Genomic DNA, 18,695 nt, shown 5'->3' with positions numbered 1-18,695 from the left:
GGCCGTGTCTTGCAGGCTTTCCAGGTTCAGGTTGCCTTTGATATCGGCGATCACCTGGTTCGCGCTGGCCACCGCGCCCTTGATGTTGGTATCGCCGCCGCTGTTGAGCACCAGGGTCTGGCCGGCATTGACGCGGGTGTTCAGTTGCGTCGTACCCTCGCCATCCTCATGTCCCTTGCTGCCGCTGACGCTGGCAGTGTAGCCGAACGACGTGCCTTTGCTGCTGATGTTGGCCGCCACGCCGACCGATGCGCTCAGGCTGGAACTCTCGCTGTGCTGGCTTTCCGTATCCTGCGCCGCCACCAGGTTGATCTGGTTGTCGGCGTTCAGCACGATATCGTTTTTGGCATTGACCTGGCTGCCGGCGATGGTGATGTTGCTGTCCTTGCCCGCGCCGCTGGCCGTGATGCTGATGTTATTACCGGTCAGTACCGTGCCGCTGTGGGTGCTGCTGGCCGTCGTTTGCGTCTGCACGCTTTCCGAATGGCCCGCCGTCAGGCTGACGCTGATGCTCGGGCCGTTTTTAGCCATGTCGGCCGCTGCCGCGTTGCCCGCCATCGCCGCCGTCGCCGCCGCCATCGCCGTGACCCGGCTGTCCTTGGCCTGGCTGGCCGCCGCGCTCATGCTTTGCAAGCTCTGGAGCGCGCCCACCACGCTGCCGCCCAGCGCAAACGTCAGGCCGTCCTGTCTGGTCTTGACTTCGAACTTGCCCTTCTCGTTGTCCTGGCCCGGCGTGATGGCGACGCTCTTGCCCAGCAGGTCAAGGTCGCCGCCGGCCGCGATGTCGCTGCCGGAAATGTTGAGGGCGCCGCCGGCCGCGATCGCCACGTCGCCGCCGATGGCGCCGACCGCGCTGCGCGACTGCCCGCTCTGGATCGTCGCGTCGCGCTCCTGGTCGATGGTGGTGGTCTGGGTGCCATAGCTGAAACCGAAACTGCAGCCGCTCATCAAGCCGCTTTTCTTGACCTCGCTGTGATGCAGTTCCTTGGTCGTATCGGTCGCCGCTTCGATGCTGATGTCGTTCCGGGCCACCAGGCTGGTCCCGGTATCGCTGAGGATGTTCGAGCCGCTGACCTTAATGTCGTTGCCAGAGGCCACACTCACCGTCTTACCGCCCAGCTCGCTCCCCAGCGCGGTGCTGGTCGCCACCGTATCGCGGGTGGTGGTGGTGGTGCTCGATAACATGCCGCTGCTCGTTTCCTGGTGTCCGATGTCCAGCAGCGACGTTTCCACGCCGCTGCCGATGGCGATGTTGCGGCCCGCGCCGAGCCCCAGCGCGCCGGCCGCCTGCACCTCGGCCGCGCGCAGCGACAGGTCCTGGCCCGCCTTGAGCACCACGTCGCCCCCAGCCTGGATCTGGCTGCCCACTTCGCCGCTATGGTTTTCATTGCGGAACTGGGTCGCCGTGGTGTACTGCAAGCTGCTGTGGCTGGCCGTCGCCACCGTGTTCAGCGTCAGGTCGCGCCCCGCGGCTATCACCGTCGCACCGTCCTTGCCGGCGTTGCCGACCTGCGCCGCCGTCAGCGTGATATCGCGCCCGGCGCCCACCGACAAATTGCCGCCGGCGCCGGCGCCGCTCACGTACAGGCCCGCCACCTGGTCCACCACCGTGCTGCCGACGATGCTGTCGCGGGTGAAGCCGCTGCTGCTGTGGGTGGTGGTGGCGACGCTGAGGTCGCGGCCCGCATTGACCAGCAAGGCCTGGCCGGCCGCCACGCTGCTGCCGACCACCTTGATGTCGTTACCGGCGATCACCGCCACGCTCTTGCCGCTCAAGCCGCTGTCCAGCGTGCGGTCCAGCGTGTCGCGCGTGGCCACGGTGCGAGTGTCGAGGAAGTCCGATCCGCTTTGCCTGACGGCGCCGTCTTCCCTCACCGTATTGGTACCGGCGAGAATGTGGATGTCGCCGCCGGCCAGCACCGCCAGCGCATCGCCCGCCTTCACTTTGGAGGCCACGATATCGATGTCGCCGCCCGCTTTCAGCGACACGCCGCCGGCGCCGCGCACCTGGCTGCCGGTATCGGCGACGCCGCCCAGCGCATGCCAGCCGATGCCGTCATTGCTGTCGCTGCGCACGCTGCCCACCGTCAAGTCGCGCCCCGCGACGATGCTGGTCACGCCATCCTTGCCGGCGTTGCCGATCACGCCGCCGAGTATCGATACATCACGACCGGCGGCGGCCACCAGCGTGCCGCTGCCGCCGTCGCCAGTCACGTACAGGCCGGCGACCCGGTCGATGCTGTTGCGCGACTGCGGATAGTCGCCGCCTTCCGCGTGGCGCACCGTCGTCTCGACCTTCAGGTCGCGGCCCGCCGTGGCGATCAATTCGCTGTTGGCCGAAATCGCGCCGCCGATATTATTCAGGTCGTTGCGCGCCGAAACCGCCACCGCGTCGCCATGGATGCGCCCGCCCAGATTGTCGACATTGTCGGCCGTCAGCCGCACCACGTCGCGCCCGGCGATGCTGCCGCTGTTGCTCAGGTCGCCGGACAGGTTGATATTGACGTCCTTGCCGGCCAGCAGGGCGCCGGAACCATCCAGGTCGCCCTCGCGCACCCGCACATAGACCTGCGGCACCAGCGCCTTTTGCGTGCTGCCGTCGGCCAGCGTGATCTCCTGCTCGACCAGCCAGACGATGTCGCTGGTCAGCGCCGCCATTTGCGCCGGCGTCAACGCCACGCCGGGACGCAGGTTCCAGGTATTGGCATAGGCCGCGCCGGCTTCCATCAGGGCGCGGTATTGCTGCTCATCGCTGGTATAGTCGCCGACGAAGCGCTGGCCGGTCAGTTCGGCGATTTGCTCGCGTACCAGGCGCTGTTCGTAAAAAGCGTCGCCGAGGCGTTTTTGGGTCACGTCGGGATCCTGCTTCACCATGCTGAGCAAATAGTCGGAACTGGTCCAGTCGCGGTAATTGGTGAAACGCGGATCGGTCTCGACCAGGTAGCGCGACGATGGCGACGGCGCGACCTTGAACAGGCTGGCATCCGGTATCTGCGTTGCCGGCGTGGTGGTGCGCACCACTTGGGCGCGACCCGATGGATTGCTCAACGCAACTTGTGCGATGCCGTTGACGCGCGCCTGAGTCCCGCCGGCGACGCCGTTCGCTCGCGCCGCGCCGCCGCTGGCGGTGCTAATGCCGGCGCCATGGGCGGCGGCGATGGCGCCCTGGCTGATGCCTGCGGCGCCGCTCGCCAGCGCCAGCTGCGCGCCGGACACGGCGCCCACCGCACCGCCCTGCCCGGCGTTGCCGGCGCGGCTGGTGCCGCCAGGTCCGCCGGCAGCAACGGCCTGGCCGGCACTGTCGCCATTGGCGCCAGCGTCGATACGGCCGATTTGCGCCGCCATCGATGCCGGCGCCTGATTGCCGGCAATGCCTGCGGCGGCGGCTACTGCGGCGCCGCTGACGGCGCCGACCGGGCCGGCCTGCGCCGCATTGCCGGTACCCGCGGCGCTACCCGGACCGCCGGCGCCAGTTGCCATGCCAGCCCCCCTGCCGCTGGCGGCATTGACGCCGCCGACGCCGCCCGGATCGCGGGCCACGGTGGCGGCATGCAAGCTGCCGCCCACCGCGCCGGCATTGCTGGTCGCGCCGCTGACGCCGGAACGCGTACTGCCGGCCGGCGCCTTGCCTGGCTCGTATTGCGAGCTGCCATTCTGGGACTGCTCCACAACCCGGTCGGGCGGAGCATAAGTCTCGGTATCAAACTGCGAATACAGGTTGCCTTTGAAATCCGGCTGCGAACTGACCGTCGTGACCGAGCCTTTCTCGCTGATGATTTTCTGGCCCTTGGTTTCATTGAGTACCAATACTGCTTTATCAATATTAAGGGCGGCACCGGCAATCAGACGGCTGTTTTCGTTATAGATGCGCCCGGAGTTGACGGTCAAGTCCTTACCGGAAATGATTTTTCCAGGATCGGACGTGACGATCCGGGTTTCGCTGGTGCTGCGGGTGACATCGTATTTTTGATACTCGTCAAACGTCCGGCCGGGGACATGCAGCCTGATAATGTTACGGCTGCCCACCGGGTCCATAAAGACGCCGGGGTCGCCCTCGCGATACACCTTGTCTTCCAGGCCGGCGCGATATTCGACGATATGCTCCGGCGTGCCGGTGGCAATCACTTCCATGCTGAAATGGTTGTTCAGCAGGTTGACCTGGCTTGCACCCAGGTTCAGATTTCCCAGCGCCTCGATCGTCGCGCTGGCATTGGTCACATTCGAGGCCCAGCCGGCGGCGACCCGGTTGGCGTCCAGGTAGCCGCCGATGGCCATGTCGCCGCCGCTGAAGATCAGCGCGTGTTCGCGGTTGTTGATGATTTGCGCGCCGATATCGAGCCGTTCGCGCGCCGCGATGGTCGCCGCCACGCCGCCCTCGATGTCGTTGTTGACGGTGGCGGCGGCGATACTGAGCGCATCGCCGTAGATGCGGCCGCTGCCCAGGTTGTTCAGCGTGCCAGCGTTCAGCTCGGTATGCAGACCGTCGATCACGCCGCGGTTGGTCAGCGTATTGCCGATATTGAGGCGCGTGGTGCCGGCGTTGATGTCGCCGCTGGCGCTGTTGTCGAGATTGACGGCGCCCAGCGTCAGCGTGCTGCCGGCCTGGATCTTGCCCGCGTTGCTCAGGCTGCCGTCGATGGCGATGCCCAGGTTGCGGTTGGCGGTCAGCTCGCCGCCCGCACCCAGCACAAAATTGCCGCTCAGGTCCAGCTTCATGTCGTTCTGCGACAGGATGCGGCCGTCGCCGCTCAGGCTGGCGGCGCGGATGTCGGTCAGCTGGCCGCCGATCAGCGTGCCGCCGCTGTTCGCGATCGCCAGGCCGCGCGCAGCGCCTTCGTCGCGCAGGCTCAGCGCCTTGCCGGCGCTGATCATGCCCAGCGTATTGTTGGCGCTGCCGGCGCTGCTGATCGCCAGGTTGTTATCGGCGCGCAGCGCGCCGCCGGCATTGCCGACATAAGCGCTGGTCAAGGCCAGGTTGATCGCCTCGATGCCCTGGCTGGCGCCCAGCGTATTGCTGTTTTCGATGGCTGCCGCGCTCAGCGTGGCGCTGGCGCCGGAGCGTATCAAGCCCGATTGATTGTCGATGGTGCCGCTCGCAAGCAGGTCGATATTGCCCAGCACCTGGATCTGGCCACCCTGGTTGTTCAAGCCGGCCAGCCCCATGTTCAGGGCCGACTTGCCGACGATCTGGCCACTGGTGTTCGTCACCAAACCGGCATTGCCGGTGATGTCGCCGGCCGCGCCGAGATACCCGCCGCTATTGTTCCATGCGCCCAGGTTCAGGCTGGCGCTGGCGCCGCTGCTGATGCCGCCGCTGCTGCCAGCATGGCGCACCGCATACGCGCCGGCATTGGTGTTGGTCAGCGCCTGGCCGTGGGTGTCGATCAGCAGCGCGGCGCCCGATTGAATCAGGCCGCCATCGTTGTTCAGCGCACCCGTTTGCAGGTTCAGCGCCTGGCTGGCGGCGATGGTGCCCTGGCCATTGGCCAGCGCCTGGCCGTTGGTATTGATGCCGATATTGCGCCCGGCGATGGTTGCCAGCGCATTCGACAAGCCGCCATTGTTCAGCAGGATATCGCCGCCGGCCTGGATCGCGCCGCCGTCGTTGATCGTAGCGCCGCTGCTGACGGCGCTGACATTACCCTGCACCGACGCCAGCTTGCCGCCGCTATTGTCCAGCGTCGCCGCCGTCAGGCCCAGGTTGCCGGTGGCGGCCAGCAAGCCGCCGGCATTGGACACCGCCTGCGCCGCGGCGAGCGTCAAGGCGCCGCCAGCGCTGAGGCTGCCGCCCGCATTGTTCAGCGTGCCGACGTTGACGGCCGCATTGGCGCCGGACGCGATCGCGCCGCCGTTGCTGTTGTCCAGCGTGCCGCCCACGGCCAGGTCGAGACTGGATGCACCGGCCGCCTGCAGCTTGCCGCCCTGGTTATTCAGCAATTGGCTGACGATGCGGGTAGCGCCGTTGCTGGCGATGACACCGCCACGGTTGTCCAGGCTGGCACTGGCCTGGATGCTGGTTTGGCCATTGCCTAGCTGGGTAAAATTACCTTGCCGATTGTCCAGCGTAGCGGCGGAAACCGTCACTTGCTGCGCGATGGTGCTGGCGTTGCGGTGATCGATCGCAGCGGCGCTGATATTCAGGCCGCCGTTGGACGTGATCTGGCCGCGCTGGCCGTTCAAGGCCGCCGCGGTAATGGCCAGCGTGCCGCTGCCGACTTGCTCGATCTTGCCATCCACATTGTTCAGCGTGCCGGCCTGGATGTTCAAGTTGGCGCTGTTGACGGCGATCCGCCCGCCGCTGTTATCCAGCGTCCCGCCTGGCGAGGACAGCTTGATGGAGCTGTCGCCAGTCCCGGTCTGGACCATGCTGCCTTGCGCATTATTCAGGTTCGCCACCTGCACCGCCAGTTGGCCGGCGCTGACATCGCCCCGGCTGTTGACCCAGCCTTGGTCCTGATTGGCCTGCGCCGTGACGCTCAAGGTACCCGGCGTGGTGACCACCGCGCCGCTGGTCGTCACATCGCCGCCGCTCGCATTGAGCGCGATATTGCGCGCGCCGGTCTGGCTGGCGCCGATATCGACCGCGCCGCCGCTCAGGGCGAGATTGCCCGCCGCCAGATTCTGGCCGTGCGCGGCCAGCGCCTGGGCCGTCGTGATGGTCAGGTCGCCGCCGGCATTCAAGCTGCCGTCGGCCTTGATGCCGGCGCCGATCAAGCCGCCAGTGCTGCTGTTCAAGCTGCCGGCAGCGATGCTGGTATTGCCGAGCGCGAAAATCATGCCGCTATTGCTCACCGCGCCGCTGACGTTCAACACCTGCTCGCCGGCCGCGTACAAGCTGCCGCTGTTGCTGACGCTGGCCGCCGTGGTGCTCAGCCTGGCGCCGGCGAACACGCTGCCGGCGGCATTGAGCAGGTTCGCGATGTTCAGCGTCGCATTGCCGGCCACCGCCTGGATCTGGCCCCGGCTGTTGTCGATATTGCCGCCAGCCAGCACCAGATTGCGTCCGGCGGCGATGGCGCCGTCGCTGTTATCCAGGCGCGATGCGGCGCTCAGATTGAGATTCTGGCCCGATGCGATGCGGCCATGGTCATTCACCAGGGCGTCCGCCTGCAGCACCAGGTCGCCATTGCTTGCGATCTTGCCGCCGCTATTGTCCAGCCGGTCGCTGGTCGTGATGGTAGTCTGGCCCGTACCCAGTTGCGTGATCTCGCCCTGGCGGTTGTCCAGCGTGCCGGCATTGAACGTCACCTGGCGCGCGATGGCGCTGCCGTCGCGGTGGTCGATATAGCCGGCCGCCACAGTCAAAGCGCCATTGCCGGTAATCTGGCCGCGCTGGCCGTACAGATTGCTCGCATTGATGTCCAGCGCACCGCTACCGGCATGTTCGATCTTGCCGTCGAGATTGGTCAGCGTGCCGGCTTTCAGGGCCAGGTTGGCGCTGTTGACCGCGATGCGCCCGCCGGTGTTGTCCAGCGTAGCGCTATCGATGGTGGTGTCGCCAGTACCGGTCTGGACGATCGTGCCTTGCCGGTTATCCAGGTTGGCCGCGCGCAGCTCCAGCTGCGCGGCGCTGAGGCTGCCGCCCTGGTTGATCAGCGCCTGCCCATTCCGGGCGTTGGCGCTAATCGCCAGCAAGCCGGTCGTGCTTAACGTCGCCTTGCTGGTGATGATGTTGCCGCTGTTAGCCGTCAAGACGAGATTGACCGCGCTGGCCTGGCCGCCGCTCAGGTCGAGCGCGGCGCCGGCCAGGGCGAGGTTGCCGGCCGCCAGAGTCTGGCCACCGGCTTGCAAGGCGCCCACCGTGTTCACGCTCAGGTTGCCGCCCTGCCCCAGGCTGCCGTCCGCCTTCAGGCCGGCGCCCAGCAAGCCGCTGCCGGCCAGCGTGCCGGCAGCGATACTGGTATTGCCCAGCGCCGCGATGGAACCGGTATTGTTCAGCAGCCCGCCGGTATTGACGACCTGGTCGCGGCCAGCGTACAGCAAGCCGTCGTTGAGCAGGTCGCCGCTGACATTGAGCGTCAGGTCGGCGCCGGCATTGACCGTGCCTTGCCGGTTCACCAGGCTGGCCGCATCCAGCCGCAACCCACCGCTTCCCGCTTGCAGCGTGCCGCGGCTATTGTCGATGGCCGCGCCGCCGACCTGCAGCGCAGTGGCCGCGGCGATCGTGCCATCGGTATTGAGCAGCGCGCCGTCGCTGGCAATATCGGCCGACGTGGACGACACGATGCGGCCCTTGTTATTGTCCAGCGAACCGGCATGCAGCTTCAGGCTGCCGTTGCCGGCGATTTCGCCGCCGGCATTCTCCAGTTGTCCCGCCACTTGCAGCGTGGTGTCGGCAGCGCCGGTTTGCAGCAGGTGGCCGCCGGCATTGTTCAAACTGTCGGCGCGGAGCGTCAATTGCCGGGCCGACGTGGTCGCGCCGGCATGGTTGACGCTGCCGGCGCGGATATCGACCAGGCCATTGCCGGTCATAGTGCCGCGCTCACCGTTCAACGTCGCCGCCTGGATCGTCAGCGCGCCGCTGCAGGCGTGTTCGATCTTGCCGCCGGTATTGCTCAGCGTCGCCGCGCCCAGTGTCAGGTTCTGGCTGTTGACGGCGATACGGCCGGCGCTATTATCCAGCGCGGCGCTGGCCTGGATCAGCGTGTCGCCGCTGCCGGTCTGGACGATGCTGCCTTGCTGGTTGTTCAGGTTGGCCAGGCGCAGCGCAAGCTGTCCGGCGCTCAGCGCGCCTTCGTGATTGAGCAGCGCCTCGGCATTGACCGTCAGCGTGCCGGGCGTCGTCACGACCGCCTTGCCGGTGATGACGTTGCCGCCGGCCGCCGTCAAGGCGATGTTGACCGCACTGGTCTGGCTGCCGGACAAGTCGACCGTGGCGCCGCTCAGACTGGCGCTGCCGGCGGCCAGGTTCTGGCCCAGGACCTTCATCCCTTGCGCCGTCGTGATCGTCAAATCGCCGCTACCGGCGAGGCTGCCGTCGGCCTTGATGCCCGCGCCGATCAGGCTGGCCGCGCCGCTGTCGACGCTGCTGGCGGCGATGCCAGTGTGGCCCCGGGCCGCGATCACGCCGCTATTGACGATGGCGCCGCTGACGTTGAATGTTTGATTGCCGGCCGCGTACAGGCTGCCGCTGCTGTTGATATTGGCCGCCGTCGCATCCAGGTTGGCGCCGGCGAAGACGCTGCCGGCCGTGTTGAGCAAGTCGCCTATTGCGAGGGTCGCGTTGCCGCCCAGCGCCTGGATCTGGCCGCGTGTGTTGTCGACATTCCCGCCCGACAGGAGCAGCTTGTTCGACGCCGCCAAGCTGCCGCCGGTATTGTCCAGCGTACTCGCGCTGATAGCGGCGTCATGCGCGGAGGCGATGCGGCCGTCCTGGTTCAGCAATATGCCCGCCTTGACCAGCGCGTCGCCATTGCCCTCGATCTTGCCGCCGCTATTGTCCAGCGTCGCCGTTGCCGCGACCGCCATCTGGCCGGCACCGGTCTGGCCGATGGAAGCGCCGCGGTTATCCAGCGTGCCGCTATGGATGCTGACTTGATTGGCGAGCAGCGCGCCGTTGCGGTGATCAACGTAATCGGCCGCCAGGTTCAAGGCGCCGTTGCCGGTGATCTGGCCGCGCTGGCCGTACAGCTTGGCCGCCGTGATGCCCAGCGTGCCGCTTCCCGCGTGCTGGATCTTGCCGTCCACGTTGATCAAGTTGGCCGCTTGCAGGTTCACGTCACGGCTGTTGAGCGCGATGCGGCCGCTGGTGTTATCCAGCAAACCGGTATTGATGGTGGTGTCGCCGGCGCCGGTCTGGACGATATCGCCGCTGGCATTGTCCAGCTTCGCCACGTCCAGGTTCAACTGGCCGGCGCTCAACTGGCCCACGGTGTTGAGCAAGGTTTGCCCATTTTGGGCATTCGCCGTGATGGCCAGCAAACCGGCCGTGCTGACTACCGCCTTGCTGGTGATCACGTTGCCGCTGATTGCCGTCAGCGCGATATTGGCCGCGCCAGTCTGGCTGCCCGACACATCGATGGAAGCGCCAGTCAGCGACAGGCTGCCCGCCGCCAGGTTCTGGCCGCTCGCCAGCAAGCCATGGACGCTATTGAGCGTCAGGTTGCCCGACCGGACCAGGCTGCCGTCCGCCTTCAGTCCGGCGCCCAGCAAACCGCTGCTGGCCACGCTGTTGGCCTGGATGATGGTATCGCCCAGCGATGCGATGGAACCGGTACTGCTCAGTACCCCGGCGGTATTCAATACCTGGTCCCGGCCGGCGTACAGCAAACCTTCATTCGTGAAATCGCCATGGATGGCCGTGCTCAGGCCGCTGCCCGAGCTGACCGTTCCCTGCCGGTTCAACAGGCTGCCGGTTTCCAGTCCCAGGGCGCCGACTATGGTTTGCAGCAGGCCGCGGGTGTTATCGATGACCGCGGCGCCGGCATGCAGATTGCCGGTGGCGGCGAGTACGCCGTCGGTGTTCAGCAACGCCCCGGCGCTGCCCACCTCGGCCGAGGCCGCGGACGTGATGCGGCCCTGGCGATTGTCGATGGCGCCGCCATGCAGGTCCAGGCTGCCGTTGCTGGCGATTTCGCCCGCCGTATTATTCAATTGTGCCGTCACGCCGACCGTCGCGGCGCCGGTGCCGGTTTGCAGCAGATGGCCGCCGCGATTATCCAGGCCGCCAGCCTGCACGCGCAATTGCTGGCCGGACGTGCTGGCATGGTCGTGGCTGAACATGCCGGCCGCGATGTCGACCAGGCCATTGCCGACGATGCTGCCGCGCGCGCCGTTCAATAGCGCCGCCGTGATGGCCAGGCTGCCGCTGCCGGCGTGTTCGATCTTGCCATCGCTATTGTTCAGCGTGTTCGCGCCCAATGCCAGGCTGGCGCTGTTGACCGCGATGCGCCCGGCGCTATTGTCGAGCGCCGCCACGTCGATAGCGGTATTGCCGCTGCCGGTCTGGATGATGCTGCCACTGCGGTTGTCCAGGTTGGCCGCATGCAGCTCGAGCTGGCCGGCGCTCAAGGTGCCGTCATGATTGACCAGGCTGCGCGCTGGCGCCGCCACCGTCAGTGTGCCGGACGTGCTCACCAGCGCCTTGGCGGTGAGCACGTCGCCGTCGCTTGCACTCAATAAGATATTCGCGGCGCCGGTCTGGCTGCCGGAAATGTCGAGCGACGCTGCGCGCAGGCTGGCGTAACCCGCCGCCAGGTTCTGGCCGCTTGCCGTCAGCGCCTGGGTGGCGCTGACGCTCAAGTCGCCGGTCTGGCCGAGGCTGCCGTCGGCCTGGATGCCGGCGCCCAGCAAGCTGCCCGTACTGCCCTGGATCACGGCCGCGCTGACGGCATTATGGCCCCTGGCGATAATCGCGCCGCTGTTGAGCAGCGTGCCGCCGACAGCGAGGCGCTGGTCGGCGCCCGCGTAGAGGCTGCCGCTATTGTTGAGATTGCCGGCACTGGTGCTCAGGCTGGCGCCGGCAAACACATAACCGCCGCTATTGTTCAAATCGCCGACCCGCACGCTTGCGTCGCCGCTGGCTGCCTGCACATAACCGCGGCTATTGTCCAGGTTGGCGGCCGCCAGCGCCAGATTGCCGCTCGCGACCAGCACGCCGTCGCGGTTGTCCAGGCCGGCGGCAACGACGATGCCGGCGTCGTGTGCCGCGGCGATGCGGCCGTGGTCGTTGAGCAGCGCGCCGGCGCCGAGTCCGATGCCGCCATTGGTGTCGATCTTGCCGCCGCTATTGAGCAGTGTCCCGGTCGCGCTGATGGCGCTGCGGCCGGCGCCGGTCTGGGCGATGGCGCCGCCGCGGTTATCCAGCGTGCCGCTGGCGATATCGACTTGCGCGGCGACCGTGGCCGCATCGCGGTGGTCCAGCGTATCGGCCGTCAGCGCCAGCGCGCCATTGCTGGTGATCTGGCCGCGCTGGTCGCTGATCGTCGCGGCGCGTATCAGCAACGCGCCGCTGCCGGCGTGCTCGATCTTGCCATCGGTGTTGCTGATACCTTGCGCGTCCAGCGTCAGCTTGCCGCTATTGGTGGCGATGCGGCCCGCGCTGTTGTCCAGCTGGCCCGGCAGGCGGATGCCCAGCTCGCCGCTGCCCAATTGGACGATCTGGCCGGCGGCATTCGACACGTCATGCGCGGCGAGCGTGATTTGCCCGCCCGTCACTTGTGCGCCATCGGTGCGCAGCAAGCCTGCGGCATCCAGTCCGAGGCCATCGCGCGCGCTGATCAGGGCACGGCTGGCATCCAGGTCGCCGCCGCTGGCGCGCAGTTTGACGGCCGCGCCCGACACGCTGGCGCCGGAGACATCCAGCCCGGCCGCGCCGATGCTGGCCGTCCCGCCGGCCACCGCGACGCCATGCAGCGCGGCGCCGGCGCCGGCCGACACGCTCAAATCGCCGCCCTGGCGCACGGTATTGTCCGGATTGACGCCGGCGGCCAGCACCGCGCCGGCCGCCGAGTCGACGCGTCCGGCCGCATCCAGTGTCGTATTGCCGTACGCGGTAATCGCGCCGCTGTTGGCGATATTATCCTGGCTGGCAAGCATGGTGTCGCCCTGCGCGTGCAGGGTGCCGCTGTTACTGAGCCAGCCATTCGATTGCAGCACCAGATTGCCGTTTGACGCGGCCAGCGTGCCGGCGTTGCGCGCGCCGACCCCGGCCTCGGTGCCGATCAAGGTGATTTTACCCGCGTACATGCCGCCCAGCTGCGCCACATCCAGCGCGAACGACGGCGCCGGCCCGTCTCCCGCTGCCGCGCCCGCGACGCCATGGTCGGCGCTGATTTGATTGGTCCCGGCCAGCAGCTTGATCTCATTGCCCCAGATGCCGGCATTGACTTGCACCGCGCGCGCCAGGATCGCGGTGTAGTCGCTGTGCGAGGTGTCCAGCCCCTTGCCATTGATCGTGACTTGACCGCCGCGCACCAAATAACCATCCAGGCCGCCGCCCGACAGCAGCGGCGTGCCGGTGGTCAGCGTGACCCGGCTGGCGTTGATGAAACCGCCGCCGTCGACACTGACGCCGGCCGGATTGGCGATCACCACCTCGGCGCGCTGGCCGGCCACCTCGATATAACCGCGCAACTGGCTCGGGTTCGACGAATTGACTTCGTTCAGGATCACCCGCGCGCTGCCGCCTGCCAGCCAGGGATTGCCCTGCACCCAGCCGCCGGTCTGGGTAGCCGTATCGCCCCGGCTATTGTTGAGGATCGCGCCGTTGGCCTGCACGTCGAACTGGCTGTAGGTATTGCGCGACACCCCTGCCGCGCTCGGGGTCTGGATATTCACCTGCGCCACGCCGTTGGCCGTCTGCAGCACGGTCGGGCGCTGCTTGCCGGGCGCGTTGCGGTCGGCCACGATCTGGCCGTGCGCCGTACCGGTCACGAACATCACCATGCCGAGCGCGCCAACACCGCCAGGCAGGCCGGACGCAAGGTCGCCAGCAAGCCGCCGCCACCACTCATGCCGCCTTCGCCGCTGGCGGCCTTGCCTTGCGATGCGGCGTTTTCGCCGACCACCATCAATTGGCCACGGCGTTGGTTGAAGATGATGCGGTACAGGTGCTTGTTCATGGTTATTCTTGCGTCGGGGATGAGTGAGGCGGCGCGGGCCGCTTAAAAACTGGCGTTCAGGTTGAAGCCTGCCGTGCTGGGCGCGCTGCGGAACAGGTCCGGCTTGTGCCACGGGCGGCCGATGAAAACGTCGTACTGCAGCCGCATCAACTGGCCGCGCAGGCCCACGAACATGCCGGTGAGGCGATGCGCGACCAGCAATGCGCTGCCCGGTCCCGCCACTTCGCCGTGATCGATGCCGCCGTACAGTTCGTGGCCGGAATCGCCCAACGGCGCGCCCAGCTCGTTGCGCAGCAGCCAGCCGCGTTCGGCCGACAAGCTGCTTTCGCCGTCGTAGCCGCGCACCGTGTAGCGCCCGCCGATCGCGAAGCGGTCTTGCGGCACCAACGGCGTGCGGTTGTGCTGCCAGCGCCAGGCGCCGGCGTAACGCAGCTTCAGCGGCCCCACGTCCAGCGGCGCGCCCAGGCTGGCGTCGGCCAGCAGCAGCACGAAGCGCGAAGTGCCTTCGCCGAAGGCTTCCTCGGGCGCGGCCATCGCATCGAAGGCGCCGCTGCCGCGCCGGTATTGCAGGTTGGCGTCGAGCGTGGCGCGGCCCATGAATTCGCGGTGGCCGAGACCGGCCTCCCAGCCGGCCACGCGGCGCCGCTGCACTTCGACCTCGGTGTCGTCGATGAAGTTTTGCGACGAGCGCTTCCAGCCGCGCAAGGACACGCTGGTCTTGCGCACGGCGTCGCGGTAGACCAGCCGCGACAGCTTGATCTCGCTGTTCTGGCTGGCGCCGCTGTAGTGATAGTCCTGGTTGATGCCGGCCACCGACTGGTGATAGCCGCTGTCGCTGGTGGTGGCGCTGAGCAGCCAGTAGCCGAGCGGCAGCGAATAATGGGCCACCACCCCGCGCGTGCCGTGCGGCCCGCTACCGCCGCCGCCCACATTGCTGTTCAGGCTCAGGTAAAACAGGTCGTTCAAGGTCCACCAGTTGTCGTACGACAGCGTCACGCCGCCCTGGTATTTGCCGGTCGAGTCCGAGCCGGAATCGTCCAGCGACAGGCTGAGGCGAAACGGCACGCCCTGCTTCCACTGCACCACCAGGTCGCTCTCGCCGGGCCTGGCATCGGCGCCCTCGGCCGGCGCGATCTGGATATCCGCGTCGGCGCTCGGCACGCGCTTGAAGTTTTCCAGCGCCTGCTCGGTATCGCGCACATTGAGCAAGTCGCCCGGCCCGGCCGCCATCGCATTCCACAGCGTGGTCCGGCTGCTGGTGCCCGGCGCCGGCCGCACCGCGCGGATGCGCCCCGGCAGCAGGCTCAGTGTCAGCGTGCCGCTACTCAAGTCTTGCGGCGCGGCCAATACGCGGGTGGTGACGTAGCCGCGGTTCATGATCGCGTTCTGCACCCGCCGCATGGCCAGGTTGATGCCCTCGGTGCCGACACAGCGGCCGGTCACCGGATCGGCCTGGCCATCCTCGTCGCGGCCGGCGGCGGCCAGCGCCCACTGGAACTGCCCGGCGGCCTCGCCGGCCAGTGCCAGCGTGCGAATCGCAAAGCACGGCGTCTCGCCGGATGGCAGGCGCGCGGCTTGCTTGAGCGCGGCGCCGGCTGGCAGGCGCACATCGGGACGCTGTTCCTGTTGCTGCCGCAAGATGCGTTCACGCTCTTGCTGGCGGATGAATTCCTGGCTGGAATCGTCGCTGGTCCCGGGACGGCTGGCCGGCGGTGTTGCGGAGGGTGGAGTGAAGTCGGGACGGGTTTGTGCAATAACGGGAAAAGCCAGCACGGTGCCCAACACATAAAAACCGCACCGCGCGGTAATACGATGACGCATAAATTACCTTAAATTATTATTAATTCAAGGCAATTATATTATCTGAATTACTCCAAAGCAACAAAAATGCTTATTTTGAAATTACTTATTTTAATTTAAGTTGGTTTTATACATCAGTTACAAAGGAATCGATCTTTATTGCAATAATTACAGTACCTCGACACAAATTATTGATCTATATCACTTCATAAAAAAAGGCCGCGACGTCGAAACGTCGCGGCCTTTTTACTGTTGACAAGCGTTATTCAGCCTGTCGCCAGTTTACTTACCAGCCAATGTTCAACAGCAGGCGTTCCGGCTTATCCACGATGACGGTCGAGCTTTGATCCGAGACATCGTCGTAAGGGAAGCCATACGCCCGGCCATCCGGCGTATGCTTATGCCAGAACTGCGCATAGTAGTTGGCCGGTCCATTGGCATACCAGAGGGCGGTCGGTGCGCCCCATTGCGAGCTGTCTTCCATGATGTGGCGATTCAGCGCCGCTGCGATTTGCGCCTCCAGCGCCAATTCAATGGCAATCACGGCACCGTCTGTTTCACCCGCGAATGGCGTGGCCAATACACCCCTGGCTTCCACCATATCCTGGGTGGTCGGTTTGCCTGGCAGGGTGTACACAACGCCGAGCGGCGCGTTGCTCACCTTGTTGACTTCCTGGAACACCACGGTGTTATCGGCAGCGACCTGGCCGACAAAACGGCGCGAATTATCGTACATGTCGATCACGAGTGGTTTGGTGCGGTACAGATTCCACATATCGTTGATATAACCGTCGAAATAAGCGGCATTGACTTCCGGCTTGCCATCGGCGCCATGATCATCAAAACTGCTCTTGCCCGGCGCCAAAAGACGATACGGGTTCGAATTACCATCCAAGAACTCCTTTGGCATTTCTTTATGGTAAGCAGCAAAGATGCTATCGCGCGTCTCGGTAATACCAGCCTGCTTGTGGAAGGTATTGTTATTACCATACGCATCGATCAACAATGGGAAACCAAACTGGTCAACCTGCGTCGTATTGATGTACAACTGGTCATTCAGATACGCAAACTCATACCAGTCGAAATAAATACTGCTATTGATATCGTGCGCGGCTGGATCCACGCTCGGGCCGGCATAACCGATTTCATGAGTGTCCGGTGTCTCATTAATTTTGATGAACAGCGGCGAACCGAGCGACACAAAGATACGTCCCGCACGGATATTCGGCAACTTCATCTTCTTGAATTGCGCCAAGGTGAAGAAGTAGTTACTGAAGTTTTCGCCGTTTTTCGTCAAATGACCAGGTGCATCATTATCGCTGAGCTGCATCAGCGCAGCGCTACCGTCCGGCTTGACATACTCGTAGTGGATGGCAGACAGATCCTTGCCGATCAGCGCGATATAGATCTGATCATCGCTCCATCTGCCACGAGTATTGTTTTGCAGGGTCGCGTTAATGAAACCCGGGGTCAGCGTATCGTCGCCATTGCCAGTGCCGCCGCCGAGCGGATGCACCGTCAGCGTGGCGCCGGCGGAGACGGAACCGATCCCGGCGGCATTGACGACGCTCACCGTGAACACGGCCTGGTCGTCGCGCGCTTGCGTCATGACGATATCGTAGGTGGCAGCGGCGGCGCCTGGAATCAGCTTGCCGTTACGGTTCCATTGATACTTGATTTTACCTGAACCATCGTCGCCTGCAACGCTGGCGGCGAAGTGGGCAGACTGGCCTTCGGTCACGGCAACGTTCACTGGCTGAACGGAGATCTGCGGCGCCGTGCCGGCTGCGACAGCCGGACCGTACACTTCGAACTCATTCAGCGAGTAAGCGGATGGCGTGGCGCCGCTGATACCTTGCATGCGCACATAACGAGCCGACACCGGATCGAACGTGATCGGTTCCACGCCACCCTTGCCGGCACTTTGATGCTTCACAGGAGTCCAGATAATATTGTCGTTCGATACCTGGATTTCATATTCCGCACCATAGGCACTGCCCCACTGCAAGTTGACTTGCGAGATCATGGCAGGCGCCAGCAAATCGACCGTCAGCCATGCCGCATTGTCAGGCTGCGACACCCAGCTGCTCTTGACGTCGCCGTCAATCGCCATGCTGGAAGTGGTATCTGGCACGCCTTGCAGCGGACCCGAAAACGCAGCTTTGCCGATCGCCAGATCAGGACCGAGGCTACCGGTATTGCCGGTGTTACCGCTATTGCCGGTATCACCACCAGTGTTGCCGGTGTTGCCCGTATTACCGGTGTTGCCAGTATCACCACCAGTGTTGCCGGTGTTACCCGTATTACCGGTGTTGCCGGTATCACCACCAGTATTACCGGTGTTGCCGGTGTTACCTTGTTGTACGCCCACGGTCAACACCGCACCATCGCTAGGCAGCTTGCTGCCGTTCGAGCTTTCCACAACAACACTGTAAATAGCGCCATTGTCATCGCTGGTCACTGCCGGCGTATCGTAGGACGGAACGTCGGTGCTTGCCACCAGCGTGCCCTTCTTCAGCCATTGGTAAGTCAGCGTGCCCGGACCCACCGCATCCACGGTGAAGTGGGCCGACTGGCCGACCGCCACGGTTTGCGCGGCAGGCTGGGTACGGATAGTCAACGCCGGTGCGAACACCTGCAACTCAAACAGCGAGTAACCGTATTGCGTAGCGCGTTTCACACCATGCATGCGCACATATTGTGCCTTGGTGATGGAAAACAACAGATTTTCGACACGGCCTTGCCCGCTGTTCTGGGTATAGACCGGTTTCCAGTTTTGATTGTCCACCGATGTCTCGATGATGTATTTCGAGCCATACGCGGTTTGCCAATCCAGCACGACCTGGTTGATCTCTTGCACGGAGCCGAGATCGATACCGACCCACTGATCGTCCGACTTGGCATCGTCGCCCTGGAACACAAACGATGCCCAACGGGTACCTTCGTTGCCATTGTCGGCGCGCACCTTGCCAATACCGTCATTGACATACTGCGGACCAAAGTAGTCGGCACTCTCGGTGGAGCTGGAGCTTGGCGTGCCTTTCAGCGCCAGGTTGGCGGCGTCCGACGGCACGCCGTCGATCACCAGCAAGTTGGCGTCGTTACTGCTGGTCGTCGCGCCGTTGGCCGGATTGCTGACATTGACCCGGAACCGCTGGCCGTTGTCTTCCAGTTTCACAGGCGCCGTGGTGTAGCTGCTGCCGGTGGCGCCGGCGATAGGCTGGTCGTTCAGATACCATTGGTAAGTCAAGCTGTCGGCGCCGGTGGCGACAACGCTGAACTTGGCCGTCTGGCCCGGTACCAGCGATTGGTTGAACGGCTGCGATACGATGG

At 65.2% G+C, this 18,695-nt stretch carries 4 protein-coding genes (1 of these 4 cut by a window edge); all 4 read right to left on the bottom strand.

The genetic code is table 11. The features are described 5' to 3' along the window. On the bottom strand, nt 1-13,380 hold the 5' portion of the coding sequence (locus GJA_RS10935) for a two-partner secretion domain-containing protein (RefSeq protein ID WP_479686746.1). 24 nt of this gene lie to the left of the window's left edge; the window shows 13,380 of its 13,404 coding nt (coding positions 1-13,380); its start codon is at nt 13,378-13,380; the stop codon falls past the left edge of the window. Continuing rightward, nucleotides 13,380-13,562 carry an ESPR domain-containing protein gene (locus GJA_RS10930; RefSeq protein ID WP_038492015.1) on the bottom strand — a complete coding sequence of 61 codons (183 nt, stop codon included), beginning with the start codon at nt 13,560-13,562 and terminating at the stop codon, nt 13,380-13,382. The genes GJA_RS10935 and GJA_RS10930 overlap by 1 nt, the downstream gene beginning before the upstream one ends. Nucleotides 13,563-13,604: 42 nt before the next feature. Next, nucleotides 13,605-15,383: a ShlB/FhaC/HecB family hemolysin secretion/activation protein gene (locus GJA_RS10925; protein WP_038492012.1), complete on the bottom strand. Its 1,779-nt coding sequence runs from the start codon at nt 15,381-15,383 to the stop codon at nt 13,605-13,607. 265 nt (nt 15,384-15,648) lie between these two features. After that, nucleotides 15,649-18,447, bottom strand: coding sequence for a beta-1,3-glucanase family protein (locus GJA_RS26145; RefSeq protein WP_242404659.1), 2,799 nt, complete (start codon nt 18,445-18,447; stop codon nt 15,649-15,651). Nucleotides 18,448-18,695 lie beyond the last annotated feature (248 nt).

This window comes from Janthinobacterium agaricidamnosum NBRC 102515 = DSM 9628, from assembly GCF_000723165.1.
Lineage (GTDB): Bacteria > Pseudomonadota > Gammaproteobacteria > Burkholderiales > Burkholderiaceae_D > Janthinobacterium > Janthinobacterium agaricidamnosum.
Note: the sequence above shows the minus strand (reverse complement) of the source record. Positions and strands in the feature narration are given on the sequence as shown.